A 24,419-nucleotide genomic window follows, 5' to 3' on the forward strand; every position below is an offset into this window, starting at 1 on the left:
GGCGATCGCGAATCGGGGGATCACGACGTGACGCGTTTCGGATACTTTCTCGCCAGCGAGGAGCACGGGCCGCAGGAACTGGTTCGCCAGGCGCGGGCCGCCGAGGAGGCCGGGTTCGACTCCCTGTGGATCTCCGACCACTACCACCCCTGGCTGGACGCGCAGGGGCAGAGCCCCTTCGTGTGGTCGGTGGTCGGCGCCATCGGGCAGGTGACGTCCCTGCCGGTCACCACGGCGGTGACCTGCCCGACCACGCGCGTGCACCCGGCGGTGGTCGCGCAGGCCGCGGCGACCGCCGCCGCGATGGTCCGGGGCGGGTTCACCCTGGGGGTGGGCACCGGCGAGGCGCTCAACGAGCACATCCTCGGCCAGCCCTGGCCGCCCGCGGCCAGGCGCCTGGAGATGCTGGAGGAGGCCATGGAGGTGATGCGCAAGCTGTGGACCGGCAAGCTCGTCACCCACCGGGGCCGCCACTACGAGGTGGACACCGCGCGCCTGTACACGCTGCCGGAGGAGCCGCCGGGGATCTACATGTCGGCGTTCGGCCCCAAGGCCACCGGGTTGGCGGCCAGGGAGGCCGACGGCCTGATCCAGGTGGCGCCCAGCGACGAGACGGTCGAGAACTTCCGCGCCGAGGGCGGCGACGGCAAGCCCGTCCAGGGCGGGCTCAAGGTCTGCTGGGCCCCGAGCGAGGCCGAGGCCCGGCGCGTGGCGCACGAGCGCTGGCCCAACGAGGCGCTGACGGGCGAGGCGCCCCAGCTGCTGCCGCTGCCGCGCCACTTCGAGCAGCTCACCCAGGGCCTGGTCACGGAGGACATGGTGGCGGAGGAGATCGCCTGCGGGCCCGACCCGGAGGTGCACGTGGCGGCGATCCGCCCGTACCTGGAGGCCGGTGTGGACGAGGTCTACGTCTGCCAGGTGGGCGACGACCAGGACGGCTTCTTCGCGTTCTACGCGGAGGAGGTTCTGCCCCGGCTCCGGGCCGGGGCCTGACGAGCGGCGCGGTGCGCGGGCGGCAGAGCCCGCGGGCCGCGCCCGTGAGGAGGCCGGGGCCTGACGAGCGGCGCGGTGCGCGGGCGGCAGAGCCCGCGGGCCGCGCCCGTGAGGAGGACACATGCACACCCGTACCCGTGACGGCACCCTGCGCGAACCGGATCCGATGCCGCCGGACCCGTTCCCTCCGACCCCGATGCCGCCTCCCTCCCCGCCCGAGCCCGTGCCCGAGCCGGAACCGCCCGGCCCGGTACCGGTCCCCGAACCGCCGGGTCCGGAGCCCCAGCCCGAACCCGCCTGAGACGCCCGCCGGACCTTGGAGCGGGTAGGTCGTGTTCCTTGGACCATTTCGGGCTCGCGACCACCGGGCTGCCTCTCGCCGCGCCGGTTTCGCCTGAGAGGCCAATCAGGCTGACCTGAGCGAACCGTCTTGCGAGAGATCGCCCGGACGCCCGGAGCGCACGCGTGCGCGGACGGAACCGTGGCCGGATCGGCGGTGACGGCGCGAAGCCCCGGCGCACGCGTGCACGGAAGTGAATCCGTTGCGTCAGGGGGATTGTCCCGTGCGTGATGACCGGCCTAGGTTGCACGGGAAAGACTCCTTCCGGTGCGGACCGCCCAGCCGGGCGGCGCCGGGCCGTCATCCGCTGGAGGAACCACAGTGGCGCAACCCCCCACCCCCGCCCGACGGCGTCCCGCCCCGATCCGCACCGCCCTCGCGGGCGCGCTCCTGCTCGCACCCCTCGCGCTCGTCGCCGCACAGGCCCCGGCCGCGGCCTCTCCGGCCGCTCCGGCCGCCCCCGCCTCCGCGGTGACCGAGGCACCGGCCCAGGCCGCCAGCCCCGTCGAGGCCCACGGCCAGCTGCGGGTCTGCGGCCTCAAGCTCTGCGACGAGGGCGGCGACACCGTCCAGCTCACCGGGATGAGCTCCCACGGCCTCCAGTGGTACGGCGACTGCCTCACCGGCGGGTCCCTGGACGCGCTCGCCCACGACTGGAACGCCGATGTCATGCGCGTGTCCATGTACATCCAGGAGGGCGGCTACGAGACCGACCCGCGCGGCTTCACCGACCGGGTCCACGAGCTCATCGAGGAGGGCACCGCGCGCGGCATGTACGTCATCGTCGACTGGCACATGCTCACGCCCGGCGACCCGAACCACAACACCGACATGGCGCGCACCTTCTTCTCGGAGATCGCCTCCGTCCACGCGGACAAGGACAACGTCCTCTACGAGATCGCCAACGAGCCCCACGGGGTCTCCTGGGACGCGATCCGCGGCTACGCGGAGGAGATCATCCCGGTCGTGCGCGCCGGGGACCCCGAGGCCGTCGTGCTCGTCGGCACCCGCGGCTGGTCCTCCCTCGGCCTGTCCGAGAGCTCCGACCACACCGAGATCACCGCGGACCCGGTCGACGCCGACAACATCATGTACGTCTTCCACTTCTACGCCGCCACGCACGGCGACTTCCACCGGGAGGGCCTGCGGGCCGCGGCGCGGGACCTGCCGCTGTTCGTCACCGAGTTCGGCACCCAGGAGGCCACCGGCGACGGACCCAACGACTTCGCCTCGGCCCAGGCCTACCTCGACCTCCTGGCCGAGGAGCAGATCAGCTGGGTGAACTGGAACTTCTCCGACGACTTCCGCTCCGGCGCGGTGTTCGAGCCCGGCACCTGCGCCGCCGACGGTCCCTGGACCGGAACCGAGTCGCTCAAGCCCGCGGGGGAGTGGATCCGCGACCGCATCCGTGAGAGCGGGGTCGCCCCGACCGACCCGACCGACCCCACCGATCCGACGGACCCGACCGATCCGGACGGATGCGAGACCCAGGCCTGGTCCTCGGGCGAGGTGTACACCGGCGGCGACCAGGTCAGCCACGGCGGACGCCTGTACCGCGCCCAGTGGTGGACGCAGGGGGAGGAGCCCGGGACCACGGGTGAGTGGGGCGTCTGGAGGGACCACGGGTTCTGCTGACCGTGACGCGCGGGGCGGGCCGGGAGGCCCGCCCCCGCGCACCCGAACCAACCGGGCACGGCGGAGCCGCCTTCAGTACGACTGCACCGTGGAGATGCGCAGCTCCCCCTGATCGTCCACGTCCACCAGGACGTGGTCGCCCGCCACGACCTGCTGGTCCAGCACCATGCGCGACAGCCTGTTGCCCACGTTGCGCTGGATGGTGCGCGCCAGCGGCCGGGCGCCGTAGGTGGGCTGGTAGCCGCGCTCGGACAGCCACCCCACCGCCTCGTCGGTGAACCGCACGGTGATGTCCTGCGCCTTGAGCCGCTCCTCGGTGCGCTCCAGCAGCAACCGGGTGATCCGGCCCAGCTGCTCCTCACCGAGCTGCTTGAAGACGATGACCTCGTCGATGCGGTTGATGAACTCGGGGCGGAACTCCTCGCGCAGCCGCCGCATCACCCGCTGCTCGGTGTCGGGGTCCATCTGGCCGTCGGCGGTGAAGCCCATCGGCGCGCCGCCGGTGATCACCTCCGACCCCAGGTTGCTGGTCATGATGACCACCGTGTTGCGAAAGTCCACCGTCCGGCCCTGCCCGTCGGTCAGGCGGCCGTCGTCCAGCAGCTGGAGCAGCAGGTTGAACACGTCCGGGTGGGCCTTCTCCACCTCGTCCAGCAGCAGTACCGAGTACGGGTGGCGGCGCACCGCCTCGGTGAGCTGGCCCGCCTCCTCGTAGCCCACGAACCCCGGAGGCGCCCCGGTCAGGCGGCTGGCGGTGTGGCGCTCCTGGAACTCGCTCATGTCGACGCGGACCATGGAGTCCTCGGACCCGAACAGGGCCTCGGCCAGCGCCCGCGCCAGCTCCGTCTTGCCCACGCCGGTCGGGCCCAGGAACAGGAAGCTGCCCACCGGCCGGTCGGGGTCGCCCAGACCGGCCCGCGAGCGGCGGATCGCCTCCGAGACGGCCGTGACCGCCTCGTCCTGGCCGATCACCCGCTCGTGCAGCACCTCCTCCAGGTTGACCAGCCGGTCCCGCTCCTCCTGGGTCAGCTGGGAGACCGGGATGCCGGTGCTGCGGGAGACCACCTCGGCGATGTCGGCGCTGGTCACCTCGGGGACCGACGAACCGGTTCCGCGCGCCTGGTGGATCGAGCCCCTGGCGGTGGCGATCTCGTCGCGCAGCGCCGAGGCGCGCTCGTAGTCCTCCTGCTGGACCGCCTTCTCCTTCTCCTCCTCCAGGCCCTTGAGCCTGCCCTCCAGCTCACGCAGCCCGGAGCTGGAGGACTTCAGGCGCAGGCGCACCCGCGCGCCCGCCTGGTCGATGAGGTCGATGGCCTTGTCGGGGAGGAATCGGTCGGTGACGTAGCGGTCCGACAGCTCGGCCGCCGCCACCAGGCTCTCGTCGGCGAACCGCACCTGGTGGTGGGCCTCGTAGCGGTCGCGCAGCCCGCGCAGGATCTCGACGGTGTCCTCCACCGAGGGCTCGGACACCTGGATCGGCTGGAAACGGCGCTCCAGGGCCGCGTCCTTCTCGATGTTCTTGCGGTACTCGTCCACGGTGGTCGCGCCGATGATGTGCAGCTCGCCGCGGGCCAGCGCGGGCTTGAGCATGTTCCCGGCGTTCATGGACCCCTCGGCGGCACCGGCGCCGACGATGGTGTGGATCTCGTCGATGAAGACGAGCAGCTGGTCGGACTGGGCGCGGATCTCGTCCACGATGGCGTTCAGGCGCTCCTCGAAGTCGCCCCGGTAGCGCGTGCCCGCCACCACCCCGGCCAGGTCGAGCTGGACCAGGCGGCGCCCGAGCAGGGTCTCGGGGACGTCCTCGTCGAAGATGCGCTGGGCGATGCCCTCCACGATCGCGGTCTTGCCCACGCCCGGGTCGCCGATGAGCACCGGGTTGTTCTTGCGCCGCCGGGCGAGCACCTCGATGCACTGCTCGACCTCGTCGTCGCGTCCGACCACCGGGTCCAGGCGGCCCTCCCGGGCCAGCACGGTCATGTCGGTGCCGTACTCGTCCAGGGTCGGGGTGGCGGAGGGCTCGCCCTCACCGTGGTCGGCGGAGGGCGGCGCCCCGGCGGCCTTCTGTAGTGACTGCGGAGTGACCCCCGAGCCGCGCAGGAGCTGGCCGACGGCGCTGTCGGTGTTGACCGCCAGCGCGAAGAGCAGGTGCTCGGGCGTGATGCTGGAGCTGTCCGTGGCACGTGCGATCTGGAGGGCGTCGAGGAGGGTGCGCTTGGCGGCGGGGGTGAGCCGTGCGGAGCCGCGCACCGACCTCGGGGTCTGCGACACCGCCTGGTCGATCACGTCGATGATCTGCTGGGTGTCGGAGCCGCTGTTCTGCACCATCTCCCGTGTGGGCGGGTAGCGCAGCAGCGCCCACAGCAGGTGGACCGCGTCGACGTCGGCGCTACCGGCCTCCAGGGCGCGGCGCACCGCGGCGTCGGCCACCTGCTGGGCCTCGGGGCTCATCAGCTTGGACAGGTCCACGCGGCGGACCGGTCCCCGGGCCCCCAGGAAGCGCGCCAGGAACTCGTCGAAGGATCCCGGGTCGCTGCCGCGATCGTCGGGAAGGTCGTGTGTCATGTCGTCTCGTCCCCCGTGCGTGCGGTAGTGGCTTGTTCACTCTAAGTGAGCGCTCGGAGTTTGTTCGGTAACGGTCGTCGGCGTGGGGACCGAACGCGCGCGAGGGCGGCCGGCCCGTACCCCCGCTGCGCCGGACGAGCCCACCGGGGGCCGCGCCGGGCCAGCTTGTCCTCCGTCCCGCCCGCTACCCGGCCCGGCGCGGGGGTAACACCGGGCGCCGGTCAGCCGGGGCGGTGCCGCCACAGTCGCACCGACACCACGACGATCGTGCAGGCCAGCACCACAGCGCCGACCACGGAGGCCGTCTGGAGCGCGGTGCCCAGCGCCGTCTCGGCGGCCTCGCGCAGCGCGGCCCCCACCGCGCCGCCCAGGTCACCGGCGACCGCCGCGGCGGTACCGACGCCCTCACCCGCCGTCTCGGCCGCGTCCGCGGGGACACCGGCGGGCACGGAGCCCTCCAGGGCGCCCCGGTACACCGCCATCCCCAGTCCGCCCAGCAGTGCCAGGCTCAGCGTCTGCCCCATGCCCGAGGCCACGTCCACCACGGCCGAGGCCGTCGCCGTCCGTTCCTGCGGCGCGGCGGACAGTGCCACCTGGCTGCCCAGCGTCATCGCCGGGCCGCCGCCGAGGGAGAGCAGGACGGTACCGGTGACCAGTCCCCACAGGGATCCGGGACCGGCGGACGCCGCCATGGTCACCAGTCCGACGAGGGCGACGGGCATCGACAGCGCCAGCACCTGCCCCGCGGTCGACCACCGCAGCAGCAGCGGGGTGAGCATGGTGCCCGCCAGGCCCGCCACGGCGGGAAGGACCAGCAGCAGCCCCACCAGCCCCGGCGACACCTCCAGGGCGGACTGGAGGAACTGTACGACGAACAGGTTCGGGCCGCCCGCGACCAGCAGCATCAGCAGGGACAGGGACACCGCCGCGCCGAACCCCCGCGCGGAGAACAGGCCCGGGGGCAGCAGCGGGTCGTCCAGCCGCCGCTGGCGGCGCCAGAACAGCCAGCCCAGCGCCAGACCCCCGGCCACGGCGGCCAGCAGCGGCGGCTCCGGCCCCCGCGAGACGACTTCCTGGAGCCCGAAGACGGCTAGGACCAGGGCGGCCGTGGACAACAGGACACTCGCGGGGTCCAGCCGCCGCGTACCCGGATCGCGGAACTCCGGCAGCAGGAACGGCAGGGTCACCAGCGCGAACAGGGCCACGGGCACGTTCACCAGGAACACCGATCCCCACCAGAGGAACTCCAGCAGCAGGCCGCCCAGCGGCGGGCCCAGCGCCATCCCCACCGAGAACGCGCTCAGGTACAGCGCCACGGCGGTGGCGAACTGTCGGGGGTCGGGGAACATCTGCCGCAGCAGTGCCAGCGCGGACGGTGAGATCACCGCCACGGACGCGCCCAGCACGGCACGGGCCGCGATGAGCGTCACGGGGTCGGGGGCGAAGGCGGCCGCGGCGGAGGCGGCCGCGTACACGGCCAGGCCGGTCAGGAGCAGCAGGCGCCGCCCCACCCGGTCGCCCAGGCGGCCCATGGTCAGCACCAGTCCGGCGCCCAGTAGCTCACCCACGTGCAGGATCCACAGCGACTGGGCGGCCGAGGGCAGCAGGTCGGCGCCGATCCGGGGCAGCGCCAGGTAGAGCACCGACACGTCGTTGGCCATCATGAACACGGGCAGGGTCAGGATGGACAGCCCGAGCCACTCGCGCCACGTGGCGCGGCGGTGCGGGGCCTGGATGGTCATGGTTCTCCGTGGGTTGTCGGGCGGCTCGGACGGGTCGGCCGCAGGCGTGGGGTTCTCCGTCTCCGGCGACGGCGGGGGAGCCACCGTCCGCCCCTCCCCGGACCCTCGCTCCGGGAAAGGGGAAGGGGAAGGGGACGGCGGGGCGGACGTCAGGACGGGTAGGGGACGGCCTCACGGTGGGCGCGCAGCGCCCGCGCCCACCAGGTGAGCTCGTCGAGCATGCCCGCGGCCGCCCCCTCGGCGGCCTTGGGCTCGGAGGGCCAGCCGCCGTCGGCGTCGAACCGGTCCCAGAAGTCGGCGAAGGACACCGAGTCGCGCACCGTGACGGCACGCAGTTCGGCGAAGACCTGACGTAGCTGCTCCACCGCCCTCAGGCCGCCCGAGACGCCGCCGTAGGACACGAAGCCGACCGGCTTGGCCCGCCACTCACCGACGAACCAGTCGATCGCGGTCTTGAGCGGGGCCGGGAAGCTGTGGTTGTACTCGGGGGTGACGACGACGAAGGCGTCGGCGGCGGCCAGGCGCGGCGCCAGCGCCGCCACCGCGGCCGGGAGTTCCCCCTCCACCAGGCGGTCGGGCAGGCGGTCCTCGGCCAGGTCGACCACGTCGGTTTCGACGCCGTCGTATTGGCGGGCGCGGTCCTGGAACCACGCGGCGGCGGTCGGACCGAAACGGCCCTCCCTGGTGCTGCCGACGATGACGCACACGCGGACGGGCGCGTCACCAGACGCGGTGGTGGGGACGGTGGCGGCGGCGCTGGCGGTCGTGTCGGCGGACACGGGGATCACTCTCCCTCGGAGTCGGTGTGTCGGTGGCTCCCACGCTCGCTCGCCCCGCACTCGGTCCGGCCCCGCCCCGCACTCGGTCCGGCCCCGGTCCGCACTCGGTCCGGCCCCGTCGGGCCCCGGTCAGCTCCGACCGGGGCTTTCGCACGTGGCCCGCACCCGGTCCGCTCCTGTCCGGGGGCTGCCGCGCTCGGCTACGGTGAGGCCATGCGCTTCGGTGTCCTGGGTCCCGTCCGCGCGTTCACGGACGGTGGCCGGGCCGTGCCGATCCCCGAGCGCAAGGCCCGCGTCCTGCTGGCAGCCCTGCTCGCCCACCGGGGCTGGCCGGTGTCGGCGGACCGGCTCGTGGAGTGGCTGTGGGCGGACGGGCCCCGGCCCGGCAGTCCCGAGCGCGCCCTGCAACGCAAGGTGTGGGCCCTGCGCCGGGCCCTGGAGGAGGCCGAACCCGGGGCCCGCGACCTGGTCCGCCACCGCCCGCCCGGCTACCTCCTCGACGTGCCCCCCGCGTCCGTGGACGCCGAGCGCTTCCGACTGCTGGCGGACACGGCGCCGGACGCCGGTGGCCCCCGCGAACGGGTCCGGCTGCTCACCGAGGCGTTGGAGCTGTGGCGCGGCCCCGCCTACGCCGACGTGGCCGACGAGGAGTTCGCCCGGCCGGTGGCCGCACGGCTGGAGGAGCGCCGCCTGGGCGCCCTGGAGGAACACGCACTAGCCCGGCTCCACCTGGGCGAGTACCGCGGGGTGGCCGGACCGCTGGGCGCCCTGGTGGCCGAGCACCCCCTGCGCGAGCGGTTGGTGGCCGCGTACATGCGGGCCCTGTACGAGGGAGGGCGCCAGGCCGAGGCCCTGGCCGCGCACACGGCCCTGTCCGGACGTCTGCGGGAGGAGCTGGGGGTGGACCCTGGCCCCGAGGTGGCCGAGCTGCACGGCCGCATCCTCCGGCACCGGCTGACGTCCCCGTCCTCTGGGAGGGGGAACGCCTCCGTGCTCGGCACCTCGGAGGAGCCCGTTCCTGGAACAGCAAGCGCGCCTGGAACACCGGACGAGTCTCTTTCCGCGACGGGGAACGTGTCTGGTACGCCGGGGGAGTCGTTCCCGCAGACGGGGAGCGTTCACGGAACACCCGGGGAACCTGTTCCCGGAACGGAGACCGCACCCGGAGCCCCGGTGGGGCCGCCCGCCGGTGCCGTCCCGGCGCCCGCGGTCACCGGCCGCACCTTCCCGCCCCTGCCGCTCACCGCGCTCGTCGGCCGCGAGGAGGAGCAGCGGCGGGTGGCACGGCTGCTGACCGAGGTCCGCCTGGTCACCCTCACCGGAATCGGCGGGGTCGGCAAGACCCGCCTGGCCCTCGCGCTCACGCATGAGCTCGCCCCCGGCTTCGGCGGCGGAGCGCACATGGTCGAGTTCGCCGCCCAGCGGGCCGTACCGGACGCCTCCGCGTCCGAACCGGACCCCGTCACGGCCCTGGCCCGGGCACTCGGGGTCCGCGACGGCGGCGGGGCGGACCCCTTGCGCCACGTGCTGGGCGCGCTGGAGGGGCGGCACGCCCTACTCGTCCTGGACAACTGCGAGCACCTCGCGGACGAGGTCGCCGACCTGGTCGGGGCCCTGCTCGGCCGCCTGCCGGACCTGCGCGTCCTGGCCACCAGCCGCGAACCCCTCGGCGTGCCCGGCGAGGTCCTGTTCGGCGTCGAACCCCTGCCGGTGCCCTCCGCCGACACCCCCGCCGAACGCGTCGGCGCCTCCAGCGCGGTGCGCCTGTTCGCCGAACGCGCCGCCGCCTCCGCGCCCGGGTTCGCCCTGACCCCGGACAACGCCGCCGACGTCGCCCTGCTGTGCCGCCGCCTCGACGGCATCCCCCTGGCCCTGGAGTTGGCCGCCACCCGCGTGCGCGCCCTCGGCGTCACCGGTGTGCTCTCCCGCCTGGACGACCGCTTCCGCCTGCTGTCCACCGCACGGCGCCACCTGCCCCCGCGCCAGCGGACCCTGCGAGCCATGATCGACTGGAGCTGGGAACTGCTCGACGAGCGCGAGCGCGTCCTGCTGCGCCGCCTCGCCGTGTTCACCGGCGGGTGCGCCACCGAGGACGTCGAGGCCGTCTGCTCCGGCGACGGCATCGACGCCGTCGACGTCGTGGACCTGCTCACGAGGCTGGTCGACAGCTCCCTCGTGGTGGCCGTGGACGACCCGCTCACCGGCCGCCGCCACCGGCTCCTGGAGTCCATCGCCGACTACGCCTGCCAGCGCCTGTCCGAGGCCGGGGAGGCGTACGGCCTGCGCGGGCGCCACCTGGACCACTACACCGCCCTGGCCCGTCACTACGCGGGACGGATACTGGGCCCCTCCCAGGGGGAGGCGCTCCGACGCCTGGACACCGAGGCGCCCAACCTGCGCGCGGCCCTGGACGAGGCGGTCGGGCGCGGAGCGGAGGGGCACGCCGCCCGCCTCGTCAACTCCCTGGGCTGGTACTGGTACATGCGCGGCCGCTACCGGGAGGGCCACCGCCTCGCCGGACGCGTCCGGGACGCGGTGCGCGGATCCGCCTCCACGGAGACGGCCATGGCCGGGGCGACCGCCGCGGTGTTCGAGATCCTCGCCGGGGCCGGGAACGACCACACCGCCCTGGCCCACACCACGCTCAAGACCTTCGACGACCTGCCCGGGACGCCCGACGACACCGAACTCGAACGCGCCCGCGCAGCCTGGATGATCGGGTTCGTGCTCTACAACCGGGGAGACCGGGCCGTCAGCGAGGACCTCGTCACCCAGGCGCTGGCCGTCTTCCGCGAGCGCGACGACCGCTGGGGGCTGGCCGCGTCCCTGACCGCACGGGCCTCGCACTCCCTGGGACGCGGGAACCTGGTCGAGGTGGGCGCCCGGGGGAGGGAGGCCCTCGCGCTCTTCCGCGGCCTCGGCGACCGCTGGGGCCAGATGAACGCCCTGACCGTCCTGGCGGTACCGGCCGAGGTCACCGGCCGCCTCGCCGACGCGGCCCGCTTCCGCCGGGAGGCCCTGGGCATGGCCGAGGAGCTGGAGCTGTGGTCCGAGGCCGCCGGGGCGGTGGCCGGGCTGGGCCGGATCGCCCTGCTGGAGGGCGACCTCGACCGCGCCGACGAGCTCCACCGGCGGGCGCTGGACCTGGTACGGGGGCAGGGGGACGTACCGGGGGAGCAGTACGCCCAGCTCGGACTGGGGCTCAGCGCGCGGCGCCGGGGAAGGCTGGAGGAGGCCGAGCGGCACGTGCGCCCGATAGCGCAGTGGTCGGCCCGGGTGGGCTGGCTGCCGGGCGCCGCCCTGGCCCTGGCCGAACTGGGCTTCTCGGCGGAGCTGCGGGGCGATGCGGTCGAGGCGCTGCGCCTGCACAGGGAGGGGCTGGCCGCGGCCCGCGGCAGCGGCGACCCGCGCGCCCTGGCGCTCGCGCTGGAGGGAGTGGCCGCCGCGCACACGCTCACCGGCCGCCACGGCGTCGCCGCCGGACTCCTCGGCACCGCCGAGGCCCTGCGCGAGGGGGCGGGTGCGCCGATGCCCGCCGGTGAACGGGGCGACGTGGACCGCGCGGCGGCGCGCGCACGGGCGGTTCTGGGCGAGGCGGAGTTCGGGCGCGCGTTCGCCCGGGGACGGGCGCGCCCGCCCGCCGACCTCTTCGACGGCGAGGACCCGCACCACGACCTGGCCTGAGAACCGAACACGCTCCCGACGGGGGACGTGCGCGGCCCGGTTCCCGTGCCTCCGACGCGGCACGTGTGTCCCCTGCCCGCCCCGCTCCCGTGGGGCCGTGCCCGTCTCCGCGCCCTCCTCCGTGCCGCCGCACCGCCGTGTCCGCAGGGGCTGCGGTGTGTCCTGCGGCACCCGAAAAATAATTAATTACTATTTATTCTTGACGTTACCTGAGTCACTCTGGCATGCTCTCCAGCAGTTGAGGAAGGCGTCCGCGCAGGTGAGTGCGTACGCCCTACGCCAAGGAGGACCTCATGGGCAGACGACCGCCGCGCCCCCCGGGCCGCGCGCTCGCCGCTCTCACCGCCGCCCTGTGCGTGCTGCTGCTCGCCGGATGCGGCGCCAGGCTCGGCGAGGACGGCCGCATCGGCGTCGTCTACATGGACGCGCAGGGCTTCTACGCGGGAGTCCGCGAGGGCATGCAGAACTACGCCGAGGACTCCGGACGCGAGCTCCAGCTCCTGGAGCTCAACGCCCGCGGCGACGCCTCGGAGGAGAGCACCTTCGTGGACGTCGTCTCCTCGGCCGACGTCGACGCGCTGGTGCTGTCCCCGGTCTCGGCCACCGCCTCGGTGCCCGCCGTGCGCCTGGCGCACGAGAGCGGGGTCCCGGTGATCTGCTACAACACCTGCATCGAGGACGAGGCCGCCAGGGAGTACGTGACCTCCTACATCCTGGGCGACCCCCACGAGTTCGGGCGCCTGCTGGGCGACGCGGCCGCGGACCACTTCGAGGACGAGGGCGTGGAGGACCCCCAGATCGCCGTCCTCAACTGCGAGTTCGTCGAGGTCTGCGTGCAGCGACGCGAGGGCTTCGAGGAGGCGCTCTTCGACCGCCTGCCCGACGCCGAGATCGTCGCCAACCAGGAGGGCGCCACCATCGACGAGGCCGTCAACGTGGGCGAGCGCCTGCTCACCGCCCACCCCGACCTCGACGCCTTCTACGGGGAGGCGGGCGGCGCCACCATGGGCGCGGTCCGCGCCGTGACCAACCGGGGCCTGGCCGGGGAGGTCGTGGTCTTCGGCAGCGACATGTCCACGGACGCGGCCCGCGCGCTGGCCGACCACCGCGTCCTCAAGGCCAACGTCGACATCTCCGGGATCGCGGTCGGACTGCTGGCCGGGGAGACGGTCGAGCGCGTCATCGCGGGCGAGGAGCCCGAGGAGTTCGTCACCGAGGCGCCCATCGACCTCTACACCACGCCCGAGGACGGCGAGGAGTGGCTGGAGGAGCACCCGGACGGCGTCCCCTAACCCGGGCGCCGCAGCACGCCCGCCCCCTTCGTCCCACCTGTGGAGTACCCATGAGCGACACCTCCGCCGCGCCCCCGCCCGACACCGACGTCGTGGCCCGCGTCCGCGGCGCGACCAAGAGCTATCCCGGCGTCCGAGCGCTGGACCGCGCCGACTTCGAGATCCGCGCCGGAGAGGTCCGCGCGCTGCTCGGACGCAACGGCGCCGGAAAGTCCACCCTGATCCGCCTGCTGTCCGGCGTGGAGGCGCCCGACGAGGGCGAGATCGAGATCGGCGGCCAGCCGCTCGGCCAGGGCGGCATCCGCCGGGCGACCAGGCTCGGCGTGGGCACCGTCTACCAGGAGCTCAGCCTGGTCCCGGAGCTGTCGGCGGCCGAGAACCTCTACCTCGGCACCTGGCCCAAGGCCGCGGGGCGCATCGACTACGGCCGGATCAGGGCCGGGGCCGAGGAGGTCTTCGCCGAACTCGGCGTCGCCATCTCCCCCGACACCCGGGTCGGCGAACTGCCCCTGGCCCAGCAGCAGCTCGTGGAGATCGCGCGGGCCTTCCGCGCCCGACCGCGGCTGCTCATCCTCGACGAGCCCACCAGCGCGCTCGCCGCCGGTGAGGCCGAGACCGTCCTCAAGGCCGTCGAGCGCGTCGCCTCCCGCGGCGTCGGCGTCATCTACGTCAGCCACCGCCTGGACGAGATCCGCCGGGTCGCCGACACGGTCACGGTCATGCGCGACGGCGCCGTCGTGGAGACGACCCCGGTCCGGGGCGCCACCACCCGGCACATCGTCTCCCTCATGCTCGGACACGGCGAGACGAACGAGGACAGGCCCGTGCGCCGCACGGCCGCCTCCGGAACGCCGCTGCTGTCGGTCCGCGACCTGGCGGTGCCGCCCAAGGTCGACGGCGTCTCCTTCGACCTGCGCCCCGGCGAGGTCCTGGGCCTGGGCGGCCTCATGGGCTCGGGGCGGACCGAGATCCTGCGCGCGCTGGCGGGCTTCACCCCCTCCCGGGGGACCGTGGAGGTGGACGGCTCGCCGGTGGCCCGACCCACCCCCCGCGCGATGAAGCGCCTGGGCGTGGGCATCACCCCCGAGGACCGCAAGGGAGAGGGCGTCGTCCCCCTCCTGGGCGTCTCCGAGAACATGGTCATGACCTGGTTCGGCGGCGCCTCCAAGGCGGGGACCGTGCTCCCCTCCCGCGTCTCGGGCATCGGCCGGGGCCTCATCGACCGGCTCTCGATCAAGGCCGCCGCGACCGACACCCCCATCGTCAACCTCAGCGGCGGCAACCAGCAGAAGGCCGTCATCGGCCGCTGGCTGCACGCCGGAAGCCGCATCCTCCTGCTGGACGAGCCCACCCGGGGCGTGGACGTCGAGGCCAAGGCCCAGATCTACGCCATCGTGCGCGAGCTGGCCGAGCAGGGGGCCGCGGTCCTCTTCGTCTCCAGCGAACTGGAGGAACTGCCGCTCGTGTGCGACCGCGTGCTCGCCCTGCGCGGAGGACGGCTGCAAGGCGAGTTCACCGGCGACGACATCACCCTGGACAACATCATGGCCGCCGCGATGGCGGCGTGAACGGCGAGGTAGACCAATGACCACCACCACGAAGGTCACCGGCGAGGCGGTCCCCGCCCGCGGCGACCTCATCGGCCGCTACGGCCACCGCCTCAACGAGATCGGCCTCCTGGCCGCCATCCTGATCCTCTACGTCGTCCTCGGACTCTCCGCCTCCGGGTTCCTGAGCCTGGACAACCAGCTCGGCCTGCTGCGCAACGCCGCCACGATCGGCATCGCGGCCTGGGGCGTCACCCTGGTGATCATCGCCGGGGAGATCGACATCAGCATCGGCCCGGCCGTCGCCTTCGCCTCGGTCATCGTGGCCAAGGGCGCCACCGAGTGGAACCTGGGCGTGATCGGCGCCATCATGCTCACCCTGGCCATGGGGGTGCTGTGGGGCGCCCTCGCCGGGTGGCTCCGGGCCCGGTTCAACGTGCCCTCCTTCATCACCACGCTGGGGTTGTGGAGCGTCCTGGGCGGCCTGGCGCTGTACATGACCGACGCACTCCCCGTGCCGCTGCCCCAGAGCGGCCTGCTCGACGTGCTCGGCGGCTCCGTCCTGGGCATCCCGACCGCCGCGCTGGTCATGCTCGTGCTCTTCGCGGTCTTCGCCTACGTCGCCAAGTACACCGCCTACGGCCGCTCCGTCTACGCCACCGGCGGCAACGCCGCGGCCGCGCAGCTGGCCGGGCTCAACGTGGCCCGGGTGCGCGTCCTGCTGTTCGCCACCACCGGCCTGCTCTCGGCCATCACCGGCGTGCTGCTCGCCGCCCGCCTGGGCTCGGGCAACGGCGGCGCCGCGGCGGGGCTGGAGTTCGACGTGATCGCCGCCGTGGTCATCGGCGGTACCGCCCTGGCCGGTGGACGCGGCTCGCTCGGCGGTACCTTCCTCGGGGTCGTCTTCATCACGGTCATCGCCAACGGCCTGGTGCTGCTCGGCGTCAACTCCTTCTTCCAGGACGTGGTGCGCGGCCTCATCATCGTGGGGGCCGTCCTGATCAACGTCGTCATCAGCAGGCGCAGCGCGGCCAACCGCCTCGCCTAGCCGTTCCGAACGGGGGAAACACAGCCATGAACACAACGGACGCCGCCACCGCACTCCCCGAGACCATGCGCGGGGTGCGCCTGCCCGGGGACTCGACCGCGGTCCTGGACACCCTGCCCGTGCCCGAGCCGGGCCCCGGACAGGTGCTGATCCGGGTCGGCGCCTCGGGCATCTGCGGCAGCGACATCGGATTCATCTACCACGAGCACAAGACGCACCGGGGGGTCGACGGCCCCGCCTACCAGGGCGTCGTCGCGGGCCACGAGCCCTCGGGGACGGTCGTGCAGGCCGGACCGGGGTGCCGCAGGTTCGGCCCCGGCGACCGGGTCATCGTCTACCACATCGCCGGGTGCGGGCTGTGCGACAACTGCCGCCGCGGCTTCATGATCAGCTGCACGGACCCCTCCCGGGCGGCCTACGGCTGGCAGCGCGACGGGGGCCACGCCGAGTACCTGCTGGCGGAGGAGGCCACCTGCGTCCCCCTGCCCGACGAGCTGTCCTTCGTGGACGGCGCGCTCATCGCCTGCGGGTTCGGCACCGCCTACGAGGGGCTGCGGCGCATCGGGGTCAACGGCGACGGCGACCTGCTCGTCGTGGGCCTGGGCCCGGTGGGGCTGGCGGCCGGGATGATCGGCCGGGGCATGGGCGCGGCCCGCGTGATCGGGGTCGAGCCCAACGAGCGGCGCCGCGAGTGGGCCGCCACCCTGGACGTCTTCGACGCCTTGGCCTCGCCGGAGGAGGCGGCCGGGGAGATCGCCCGGGTCACCTCCGGCAGGGGCGCGGCCACGGCCGTCGACTGCTCCGGGTCGCGCGCGGGCCGCTCCCTGGCCCTGGAGGGCGCGGCCGAGTGGGGACGCGTCTCCCTGGTCGGCGAGGGCGGCACCCTGGAGACCGAGGTGTCGGACACCCTCCTGCACAAGCAGCTCACCCTGTACGCCTCCTGGGTGACCTCGCTGCCCGCCATGGCGGAGCTGTCGGTGAACCTGGTGCGGTGGGGCCTGTCCCCGGAGCGGGTGGTCTCCGACCGCTTCGACCTCGCCGAGGCCGACGCCGCCTACCGCCTGGCCGCGGGCGAGAGCCGGGGCAAGGTGTGCCTGGTCAACGGAGCCGCGCGGTGAGCCGCCCCGTCGAGGTGCGGCGCGAGGCCTCCGGTGCGCACGAACTCGTGGTCCTGGACAACGGCGTGCTGCGGCTGACCGCCGCTCCCGCCCTGGGCGGGCGGCTCCTGTCCGTGCGCCACCACGGCCGCGAGCACCTGTACCGCAACCCCCGCCTGCTGGGGGAGGACCTCCAGCCGGTGGAGGGCGTGGTGCTCGGGCCGGTGGACGGACCCATGAGCGCGTGGAACAACGTCGGCGGCGACAAGACCTGGCCCGCGCCCCAGGGGTGGGACGGCCCCGAGGAGTGGGCCGGGCCACCCGACCCGGTCCTGGACTCGGGCCCCTACACCGCCGAGGCCGAGACCGGACCCGACGGCTCCGCCGTGCTCACCCTCACCAGCGGGGACGACCCCCGCTCGGGGCTGCGGCTCGTCCGCCGCCTGACCCTGGCGCCGGACAGCGCCGCCTACCGGCTGGACCTGGAGGCGGTCAACGTCTCCGGCACCGCGCGCCGGTGGGCGCTGTGGAACGTCACCCAGCTCGACGGCGGGCCCGGCGGGTCCGACGGGTCCCGTGGGCAGCAGGACGGGCAGGACGGGGCCCGCGGGGTCTACGTGGGCGTGAGCGGCCCGGGACCGCACACCGTGCCGCTCGTCGCGGGCAACGGCCGCCCCCGGGTGGTCGACCACACGCCCTTCGTCGTGCGGGTCCCCCTCCAGGACGTGGTCGGCAAGGTCGGCTTCCCCACGGCCTCCGGGTGGCTGGCCGACGTGGGCGCCGGGGGCACCCTCACCCAGCGCTTCGCCGTGCACGAGGGCGCCGAGTACCCGGACGGCGGCTCCAGGGCCGAGGTGTGGCTCGAATGCCCCGTGGACCGACCGCTGGAGCACCTGGGCGGGCTGTGCCCGGTCGACCGCGTCACCGAGGTCGAGGCGCTGGGGCCGCTCACCGACCTCGCACCGGGACAGGCCACGGCCCTCAGCGTCGAGTTCGGCTTCGGCTCGGGCACGGGGCCGGTGGCCGAGGTGACCCCCGACGGCTTCTGGAGCGAGGAGCCCCGCTGGGGCGCGCGCGAGCCGGGAGGGCGGCGCCTGGCCGGTGTCTTCACGTCCACGCGTCCGGGCACGCTGGTCCACCCCGCGTCCGGCCGTACGGTGGCGCGGACCCGACCCGGAGAACCGGCGCGCTTCGACGCCCTGGTCCCCGACACCGACACCGGGCCCGACACGGACACCGTGCCCGCCGTCGTGTTCGCGCCGGAGGAGAACTGAGCCCCGGCGCCCCGGCAGGGGGAGGGCGTCCACAGGAGACGCGAGGACGCGCGGGCGGGCCGCCCTCCGGCGCGGCCCCGCAGAGCAACGACCGTCCCCGGCCGGGCCGGGGACGCGGCAGAGGACGGAGCGACATGACACACACCAGGCACCACGGAGTCACCGCCGTGGTCACCGGCGCGGCCCGGGGCATCGGGGAGGCCACCGCCCGCCGCCTGGCCGCCGAGGGCGCCTCGGTGGTGCTGACCGACCTGTCCCCGCGCCTGGAGGAGGCCGCCGAACGCATCCGCGCGGAGGGCGGACGCGCCCTGGCGGTGCGGGCCGACGTGAGCGACGAGGCCTCCTGGAACGGGGTCGTGGCGGCGGCCCGGGACGCCTTCGGACCGGTGGGCGTCCTGGTCTCCAACGCCTACACCTTCGAGCAGGCGCCCGCCCACGAGACCACGCTCGGCTCCTGGGAGCGCCAGCTCGCCGTCAACCTCACGGGGGCGTTCCTGGGGGTGCGCGCCTGCCTGGACGACCTCTCCGCCAGCGGCGGCAGCGTCGTCATCACCTCCTCGGTCCACGCCTGGTTCGGGCTCCCCGGCCGACCGGCCTACGCCACCACCAAGGGCGGGCTCACCGCCCTGACCCGTCAGCTCGCCGTCGAGTACGGGCCGCGCGTACGCGTCAACTGCGTGCTGCCCGGCCCCATCCTCACCGCGGCCTGGGAGGACGTGGGCGAGGAGGACCGTCGCGACAGCGTCGCGCAGACCGCCGCGGGCCGCTTCGGCGACCCCGACGAGGTCGCCTCCGTCATCTCCTTCCTCGCCTCCGCGGAGGCCTCCTACGTCACCGGCACGAGCCTGCCGGTCGACGGAGGGTGGAGTATCTACAAGGCGTCGTCGTGACGGGACGCCCGGAACGGAGGAAGTGATGGCGGCCTACTCGGGGCGCGGTGTGCACGGCCAGACGGTGCGGTTGCTGGGAGAACGCGTGCTCTCCGGACGGATCGGCGAGGGGGAGACGATCGACCTGGCCGCGCTCAGCGGCGAGCTCGACCTGAGCCTCACCGCGATCCGCGAGGCGATCAAGGTCCTGGCGGCCAAGGGGCTGGTCGGCTCACGGCAGAAGAAGGGGACCTTCGTGCGCCCCCGCGGCGACTGGAACCTGCTCGACCCCGACGTGGTCCGGTGGCGGATCGCCGCGGGTGCGGGCGACGTCTTCTTCGGCGAGCTGGCCGAGCTGCGCGACGCCCTCGAACCCGCCGCGGCGCGCCTGGCCGCGCGGCGCCGCACCGACGCCGACGTCGCCGAACTGCGCGCGGCGCTCGCCGACATCGCCGACTCCGGCCACGGCCCGGCCGAGGAGGCCGCGCGGGCCGACCTGCGCTGGCACCGCGCGCTGCTGGCGGCCACGCACAACGAGCTGTTCACCCGCACCGACGTCTTCTTCGCCGCGGGCCTCTCCGAACGCGACCGCCTGGTCCACGGAGGCGCCCACGACGACCCGGTGCCCACCCACGGCGCGGTCACCGAGGCCGTCGCCGCGGGCGACCCCCGCGCCGCCGAGTCCGCCATGCGCTCCCTGCTGGAGCAGGCCAGGGAAGACCTCCTCCGCGTCACCGAGGACGACGCGGCCGTAGACGATCTGGAGAGACCGCAGTGAGAATCACCCGTATCGAGACCTTCCTGGTCCCGCCCCGGTGGCTGATGTGCCGGGTGGAGACCGACGACGGCGTCGTGGGCTGGGGCGAGCCCGTGGTGGAGGGGCGCGCGGAGACCGTGCGCGCCGCGGTCGAGGAGCTGTCCGAACTCCTCCTGGGCCAGGACCCCGCCCCCATCGAGTACCACTGGCAGCGCCTCACCAAGGCCGCGTTCTACCGGGGCGGGCCGGTGCTGTCCAGTGCGGTCGCGGGGCTCGACCAGGCGCTGTGGGACATCGCGGGCAAGCGCCTGGGCGTCCCCGTGCACCAGCTCCTCGGCGGCCCCGTCCGCGACCGGGTGCGCGTGTACGGCTGGGTCGGCGGTGACGACCCGGCCGAGCTGTCGGACGCGGTCGCGGCCCGCGTGGAGTCCGGGCTCACCGCCGTGAAGATGAACGCCTCCGGGGTGATGGGGCGCTCGGCCACCGTGCGCGAGATCGACGGCGTCGTGGAGCGCCTGGCCGGGGTGCGCGACGTGCTCGGCCCGGACCGGGACGTGGCCGTGGACTTCCACGGCCGCTTCAACGCCGCCACCGCCCGCAGGGTCCTGCCCCTGCTGGAGCCCCTGCGCCCCATGTTCGTGGAGGAGCCGGTCCTGCCCGAGTACGGGCACCTGCTCGGGGACGTCGTGCGGTGCAGCCCGGTGCCCATCGCCACCGGGGAGCGCCTGTTCAGCCGGTCCGAGTTCCTGCCCGCGCTCCAGGCGGGGGTCGCGGTCGTCCAGCCCGACCTCTCCCACGCGGGCGGGATCTCCGAGGTGCGCAGGATCGCCTCCCTCGCCGAGACCTACGACGCCCTGCTGGCCCCGCACTGCCCGCTCGGCCCGGTGGCCCTGGCCGCGAGCCTCCAGGTCGCCTTCGCCACGCCCAACTTCCTCATCCAGGAACAGAGCATCGGCATCCACTACAACCGGGACGCCGAACTGCTCGACTACGTCCTGGACACCGACGTCTTCGCCTTCCCCGACGGTCACATCCGCCGCCCCGAGGCCCCGGGGCTGGGCGTGAGCGTGGACGAGGACGCCGTGCGCGCGGCGGACCGCGTCGGCCACCGCTGGAGGCCGCCGGTGTGGAGCCACCAGGACGGATCCTTCGCGGAGTGGTGAGGAGGGAAGTGACGCGCATGCTGTGCGAACCGTGGAGCACGGACCGCTTCGAACTGGGGGAGGGGCTGCGCCGGCGGGGCCGTGACCTGCTCATGGTGGACATCCTCACCGGCCGCCTCCTCAGGCTCGACCCCCGCGTCCCGGGCCCGGCCGAGGTGATCGCCGACCTCGACGTCCCCCTGGGCGCGGTCGCCCCCGTCCGGGGCAGGCCGGGGGCGTTCGTCGCGGCGGCGGGCACGGGGGTGGCGCTGCTGGCCGAGGACGGCGCGCCGGAGTGGCTGGCCAGACCCGAGGACGGCGCGGCCACGCCGATGCGGATGAACGACGGCTGCTGCGACCCGAGCGGGAGGTTCTGGGCCGGGTCGATGGCCTACGACGGCACCTCCGGGGCCGGTGCGCTCTACCGCGCCGACCCCGAGGGCCGCGTCACCCGGGTCCTGGAGGGCTACACCGTCCCCAACGGCCCCGCCTTCACCGCCGACGGCACCCGCATGTACCTCGCCGACAGCGCCGAGGGCCGGATCGACGCCTACGAGATCTCCCGCGACGGCACCCCCGGGGCGCGAACTGTCTTCGCCCGGGTCGGGGACGGAAGCCCCGACGGGATGCAGGTCGACGCCGAGGGACACCTGTGGGTCGCGGTCTGGGGCGCAGGGAGGGTGCACCGCTACGACCCCGACGGCACCCTGGAGCGCGTGGTGGACCTGCCCGCCGCCCAGCCCACCAGCGTGTGCGTCGTCGACGCCCCCGATCCCCGGCTGTTCGTCACCTCCGCCGCGATCGGCCTCGACCGCCCCGGGCCCGGCGACGGCGCCCTCTTCTCGGTGCCCGTGGACGTCTCCGCCCCGGCGGCCCAGACCTTCGGAGGAAACCCGTGACACCCCAGGTCACCTGTGTCGGCGAGACCATGCTGCTGCTCACCGCGGCCGAGCCGGTCCCCCTGGACGGCGCCCCGCTCCTGTCCATGGGCACCGCGGGCGCGGAGTCCAACGTCGCGTGCGCCCTTGCCGCCCTCGGGCACCGGGCCGCCTGGCTCAGCAGCGTGGGCGACGACCCCTTCGGACGGGTCGTCACCCGGAGCCTGCGCGAACGCGGCGTGGACGTGTCCGGAGTGCGGACCGACCCCGACCGGCCCACCGGCCTGCTGGTCAAGGACCCCTCGCCCTCGGGCAGCGCGGTCCACTACTACCGCGCGGGGTCGGCCGCCTCGGCCCTCGGGCCCGAACTGGTCGGGCACCCCCACGTCCGGGCGGCCCAGGCGGTGCACCTGTCGGGCGTCACCCCGGCGCTCTCGCCCGGCTGCGACGCCCTCGCCGAGCGCCTGCTGACCGATCCGGGCCTGACGGTGAGCTTCGACGTCAACCACCGGCCCCGCCTCTGGAAGGAGGGGCAGGCGGCCCCCCGCCTGCTGGAACTGGCCCGGCTCGCCGACGTCGTCCTCGTCGGCAGGGACGAGGCCGAGGAGCTGTGGGGCGTCCCCACCGCCCGCGACGTCCGCGCGCTCCTGCCCGACGTGGACCGCCTCGTGGTCAAGGACGCCGAGCACGGCGCCACCGAGTTCCGCGGCGAGAGCGAGGAGTACGTGCCCGCGCCAGTGGTGGAGGTCGTCGACCCGGTGGGAGCCGGGGACGCCTTCGCCGCCGGATACCTGGCCGGAGGGCTGCGCGGCCTCGACGGGCGGGGGCGCCTGCGGCTGGGGCACCTGTGCGCGGGGCGCGTCCTGCGCGTGATGGGCGACCTCGCCGACCCGCCCTCGGCGCGGCAGGTGGACGAACTGCTCAGGGTCCCCGACGACCGGTGGACCGACCAGGCTTCGGCGGCCGTGGCCGCAGTGAGAGGAGACGGACATGAGTGACCAGGGACTGGACGGACTGTTCGGGGGGCACCGCGTGCTGGCGATCCTGCGGGGCATGCCCGTGGACACCACGGTCGAACTGGCCGAGCGCGCGTGGGACCTGGGCGTCACCGCGGTCGAGGTGCCCGCACGCGACGCCCTCGGCCTGGAGGCGCTGCGCGCGACCGTCAGGGCCGGGGCCGAGCGCGGCCACCCCGTGGGCGCGGGCACGGTGATCTCCCCCGAGCAGGTGCGCGCCGTGGCCGGGGCCGGTGCCGCCTTCACCGTCGCGCCGGGCTTCGACGCGGAGGTCATGGCCGCCTCGGAGGCGGAGGGGATGCCCCACCTGCCCGGCGTGGCCACTCCCAGCGACGTCCAGGGCGTGATCAGGGCGGGCGGCCGCTGGGTGAAGGCCTTCCCCGCCACGTCGCTCGGCACGGCGTGGTTCCGCGCCATGCACGGGCCCTTCCCCGAGGTGCGGATCGTGGCCACCGGCGGCATGGACGCCCGCAACGCACGCGAGTACCTCGACGCGGGGGCGCGGATGGTGGCGGTCGGCTCGGCGCTGGCCGACCCCGAGCAGATCCCCCTCCTCGCCGAACTCGTCTGAACGCGCCCGGGGAGCGGTTCAGACCCTGGGCACCCGGGTTCTCGGGCTCCTGGGAGCCCGCAGGCCCGGGGACCTCAGGGCGCGTCTGGTGGATGCTGTCCGTCGCGCGGCAGGGCACGTGCCCGCCGGACACGCCTCAGTCGCCCTCGGGCGGCTCCGGGTCGGTGGCCCTGGTCAGCAGGGCCGCGGACTCCTCGTCCAACCGCAGGTGGTTGGCGGGCAGGAGGTCGGCCAGCTGGCCGGTGTCGCGTGCGCTGGCCAGCACCGAGGCCACGGACGGCCGGTCCGCCAGCCACGCCAGCGCCACGGCCGCCGGGGAGGCCCCGCAGCGCCCGGCGACCGTGTCCAGGGCGTCGAGCACCCGCCGCCCGCGTGGTTCGTCCAGGTAGGCGCGGGCCTTTCCGGCGCGTGGGCTGTCCACGTCGGCCGAGCCCGGCCGGTACTTGCCGGTGAGGAAGCCGCGGGCCAGGCCGAAGTAGGGCAGCAGCGCCAGGCCGCGCTGGCGCGCCAGCGGCACCAGGTCCGCCTCGATCCCGCGTTCCACCAGGTTGTACAGGGGCTGCACGCACACCGGGGCGTGCAGTCCCCGCTCCTCGCACACGTCCAGCCACGCCCGGATCCGGCCGGGCTTGTGGTTGGACAACCCCACGTGGCGCACCACGCCCTCGTCCACCAGCTCGGAGAAGGCCTCGGCGCTCTCGGCCAGCGGCGTCTCGGCGTCGTCGAAGTGCGCGTAGTACAGGTCGATGGTCTCCACGCCCAGCCGTTCGAGCGAGGCCTTCGCGGCTGCCTTGACGTTGGACGCGGACAGGCCGCGGAAGTCGGGGTGCTCGCTGACCTTCGTGGCGATCACCATGTCCGAGGGGCGTCCGCGCGAGGCGAGCCAGCGGCCGATGACCGTCTCGGACTCGCCTCCCTGGTGCCCCTCGACCCACGCGGAGTAGGAGTCGGCGGTGTCGAGGAAGTTCCCGCCCGCCGCGGTGTAGGCGTCCAGGATCTGGAAGGAGGTGTGCTCGTCCGCGGTCCAGCCGAAGACGTTCCCGCCCAGGCACAGGGGGGACACGCGCAGGGGCGACTCTCCCAGTTGGCGAAGCCGTACGTGGTTCATGCTCACCCTGCCTTCCGTCGAGTGGTGGATGCGCCGACAGGCTAGACCCGCGGGTGCCGGAAACCGGTGTTTCCTCCCTTCT

At 74.4% G+C, this 24,419-nt stretch carries 19 protein-coding genes; 15 read left to right on the forward strand and 4 right to left on the reverse strand.

All coding sequences use genetic code 11. From position 1 onward, the window contains the following. Window positions 1–27: 27 nt before the first annotated feature. The 3 genes from ACSIH6_RS07075 (at window position 28) to ACSIH6_RS07085 (ending at window position 2,968) form a co-directional block, all read left to right on the forward strand. Entirely contained in the window at window positions 28–993 is a 966-nt protein-coding gene (locus tag ACSIH6_RS07075) for a TIGR03557 family F420-dependent LLM class oxidoreductase (protein ID WP_435107423.1), read from the forward strand. A 121-nt stretch (window positions 994–1,114) separates the two neighbouring features. Next, on the forward strand, window positions 1,115–1,294 hold the full coding sequence (locus tag ACSIH6_RS07080) for a hypothetical protein (protein WP_082768219.1): 180 nt from the start codon (window positions 1,115–1,117) through the stop codon (window positions 1,292–1,294). Between the two features lie 360 nt (window positions 1,295–1,654). Beyond that, window positions 1,655–2,968: a cellulase family glycosylhydrolase gene (locus ACSIH6_RS07085; protein WP_435107424.1), complete on the forward strand. Its 1,314-nt coding sequence runs from the start codon at window positions 1,655–1,657 to the stop codon at window positions 2,966–2,968. 72 nt (window positions 2,969–3,040) lie between these two features. Here the strand turns inward: ACSIH6_RS07085 and ACSIH6_RS07090 are convergent, their stop codons facing one another. The 3 genes from ACSIH6_RS07090 to ACSIH6_RS07100 form a co-directional block, all read right to left on the reverse strand. Beyond that, window positions 3,041–5,533, reverse strand: a complete 2,493-nt coding sequence (locus tag ACSIH6_RS07090) for an ATP-dependent Clp protease ATP-binding subunit (RefSeq protein WP_435107425.1) — start codon at window positions 5,531–5,533, stop codon at window positions 3,041–3,043. A 221-nt stretch (window positions 5,534–5,754) separates the two neighbouring features. Then, window positions 5,755–7,275 carry an MFS transporter gene (locus tag ACSIH6_RS07095; protein ID WP_435107426.1) on the reverse strand — a complete coding sequence of 507 codons (1,521 nt, stop codon included), beginning with the start codon at window positions 7,273–7,275 and terminating at the stop codon, window positions 5,755–5,757. Between the two features lie 149 nt (window positions 7,276–7,424). Further along, window positions 7,425–8,054: an NADPH-dependent FMN reductase gene (locus tag ACSIH6_RS07100; protein ID WP_435107427.1), complete on the reverse strand. Its 630-nt coding sequence runs from the start codon at window positions 8,052–8,054 to the stop codon at window positions 7,425–7,427. Between the two features lie 213 nt (window positions 8,055–8,267). Between ACSIH6_RS07100 and ACSIH6_RS07105 the strand changes: the two genes are divergently transcribed. The 12 genes from ACSIH6_RS07105 to ACSIH6_RS07160 all read left to right on the forward strand — a co-directional run bounded on the left by ACSIH6_RS07105 (window position 8,268) and on the right by ACSIH6_RS07160 (window position 23,229). After that, window positions 8,268–11,738, forward strand: coding sequence for an AfsR/SARP family transcriptional regulator (locus tag ACSIH6_RS07105; protein ID WP_435107428.1), 3,471 nt, complete (start codon window positions 8,268–8,270; stop codon window positions 11,736–11,738). Between the two features lie 293 nt (window positions 11,739–12,031). Continuing rightward, window positions 12,032–13,030: a substrate-binding domain-containing protein gene (locus ACSIH6_RS07110; protein WP_435107429.1), complete on the forward strand. Its 999-nt coding sequence runs from the start codon at window positions 12,032–12,034 to the stop codon at window positions 13,028–13,030. A 50-nt stretch (window positions 13,031–13,080) separates the two neighbouring features. After that, window positions 13,081–14,598 carry a sugar ABC transporter ATP-binding protein gene (locus tag ACSIH6_RS07115; protein ID WP_435107430.1) on the forward strand — a complete coding sequence of 506 codons (1,518 nt, stop codon included), beginning with the start codon at window positions 13,081–13,083 and terminating at the stop codon, window positions 14,596–14,598. Window positions 14,599–14,614: 16 nt separating this feature from the next. Then, on the forward strand, window positions 14,615–15,625 hold the full coding sequence (locus ACSIH6_RS07120) for an ABC transporter permease (protein WP_061079028.1): 1,011 nt from the start codon (window positions 14,615–14,617) through the stop codon (window positions 15,623–15,625). A 26-nt stretch (window positions 15,626–15,651) separates the two neighbouring features. Then, window positions 15,652–16,743 (forward strand): zinc-dependent alcohol dehydrogenase family protein, encoded by a 1,092-nt coding sequence (locus ACSIH6_RS07125; protein ID WP_435107431.1) that lies wholly within the window; start codon window positions 15,652–15,654, stop codon window positions 16,741–16,743. Then, window positions 16,740–17,996, forward strand: a complete 1,257-nt coding sequence (locus tag ACSIH6_RS07130) for a hypothetical protein (RefSeq protein ID WP_435107432.1) — start codon at window positions 16,740–16,742, stop codon at window positions 17,994–17,996. Before ACSIH6_RS07125 ends, ACSIH6_RS07130 begins: the two co-directional genes overlap by 4 nt. 134 nt (window positions 17,997–18,130) lie before the next feature. Then, complete coding sequence (locus tag ACSIH6_RS07135; protein ID WP_435107433.1) at window positions 18,131–18,886, forward strand: SDR family NAD(P)-dependent oxidoreductase; 756 nt, start codon at window positions 18,131–18,133, stop codon at window positions 18,884–18,886. A gap of 25 nt (window positions 18,887–18,911) precedes the next feature. Beyond that, window positions 18,912–19,643, forward strand: a complete 732-nt coding sequence (locus ACSIH6_RS07140) for a FadR/GntR family transcriptional regulator (RefSeq protein ID WP_435107434.1) — start codon at window positions 18,912–18,914, stop codon at window positions 19,641–19,643. Continuing rightward, window positions 19,640–20,785 carry a galactonate dehydratase gene (gene dgoD / locus ACSIH6_RS07145; RefSeq protein WP_435107435.1) on the forward strand — a complete coding sequence of 382 codons (1,146 nt, stop codon included), beginning with the start codon at window positions 19,640–19,642 and terminating at the stop codon, window positions 20,783–20,785. The genes ACSIH6_RS07140 and dgoD overlap by 4 nt, the downstream gene beginning before the upstream one ends. A gap of 17 nt (window positions 20,786–20,802) precedes the next feature. Continuing rightward, entirely contained in the window at window positions 20,803–21,663 is an 861-nt protein-coding gene (locus ACSIH6_RS07150) for an SMP-30/gluconolactonase/LRE family protein (protein ID WP_435107514.1), read from the forward strand. Beyond that, the gene (locus ACSIH6_RS07155) at window positions 21,660–22,640 is read left to right on the forward strand and encodes a sugar kinase (protein ID WP_435107436.1); all 981 of its coding nucleotides are present in this window, start codon (window positions 21,660–21,662) and stop codon (window positions 22,638–22,640) included. The genes ACSIH6_RS07150 and ACSIH6_RS07155 overlap by 4 nt, the downstream gene beginning before the upstream one ends. Beyond that, window positions 22,633–23,229 carry a bifunctional 4-hydroxy-2-oxoglutarate aldolase/2-dehydro-3-deoxy-phosphogluconate aldolase gene (locus tag ACSIH6_RS07160; RefSeq protein WP_150253504.1) on the forward strand — a complete coding sequence of 199 codons (597 nt, stop codon included), beginning with the start codon at window positions 22,633–22,635 and terminating at the stop codon, window positions 23,227–23,229. The genes ACSIH6_RS07155 and ACSIH6_RS07160 overlap by 8 nt, the downstream gene beginning before the upstream one ends. 136 nt (window positions 23,230–23,365) lie before the next feature. Here ACSIH6_RS07160 and ACSIH6_RS07165 read toward each other — a convergent pair whose 3' ends face one another. Next, window positions 23,366–24,337, reverse strand: a complete 972-nt coding sequence (locus ACSIH6_RS07165; RefSeq protein ID WP_435107437.1) for an aldo/keto reductase — start codon at window positions 24,335–24,337, stop codon at window positions 23,366–23,368. Window positions 24,338–24,419 lie beyond the last annotated feature (82 nt).

Source organism: Nocardiopsis synnemataformans (genome assembly GCF_965343085.1).
Taxonomy (GTDB): Bacteria; Actinomycetota; Actinomycetes; order Streptosporangiales; family Streptosporangiaceae; genus Nocardiopsis; species Nocardiopsis alborubida.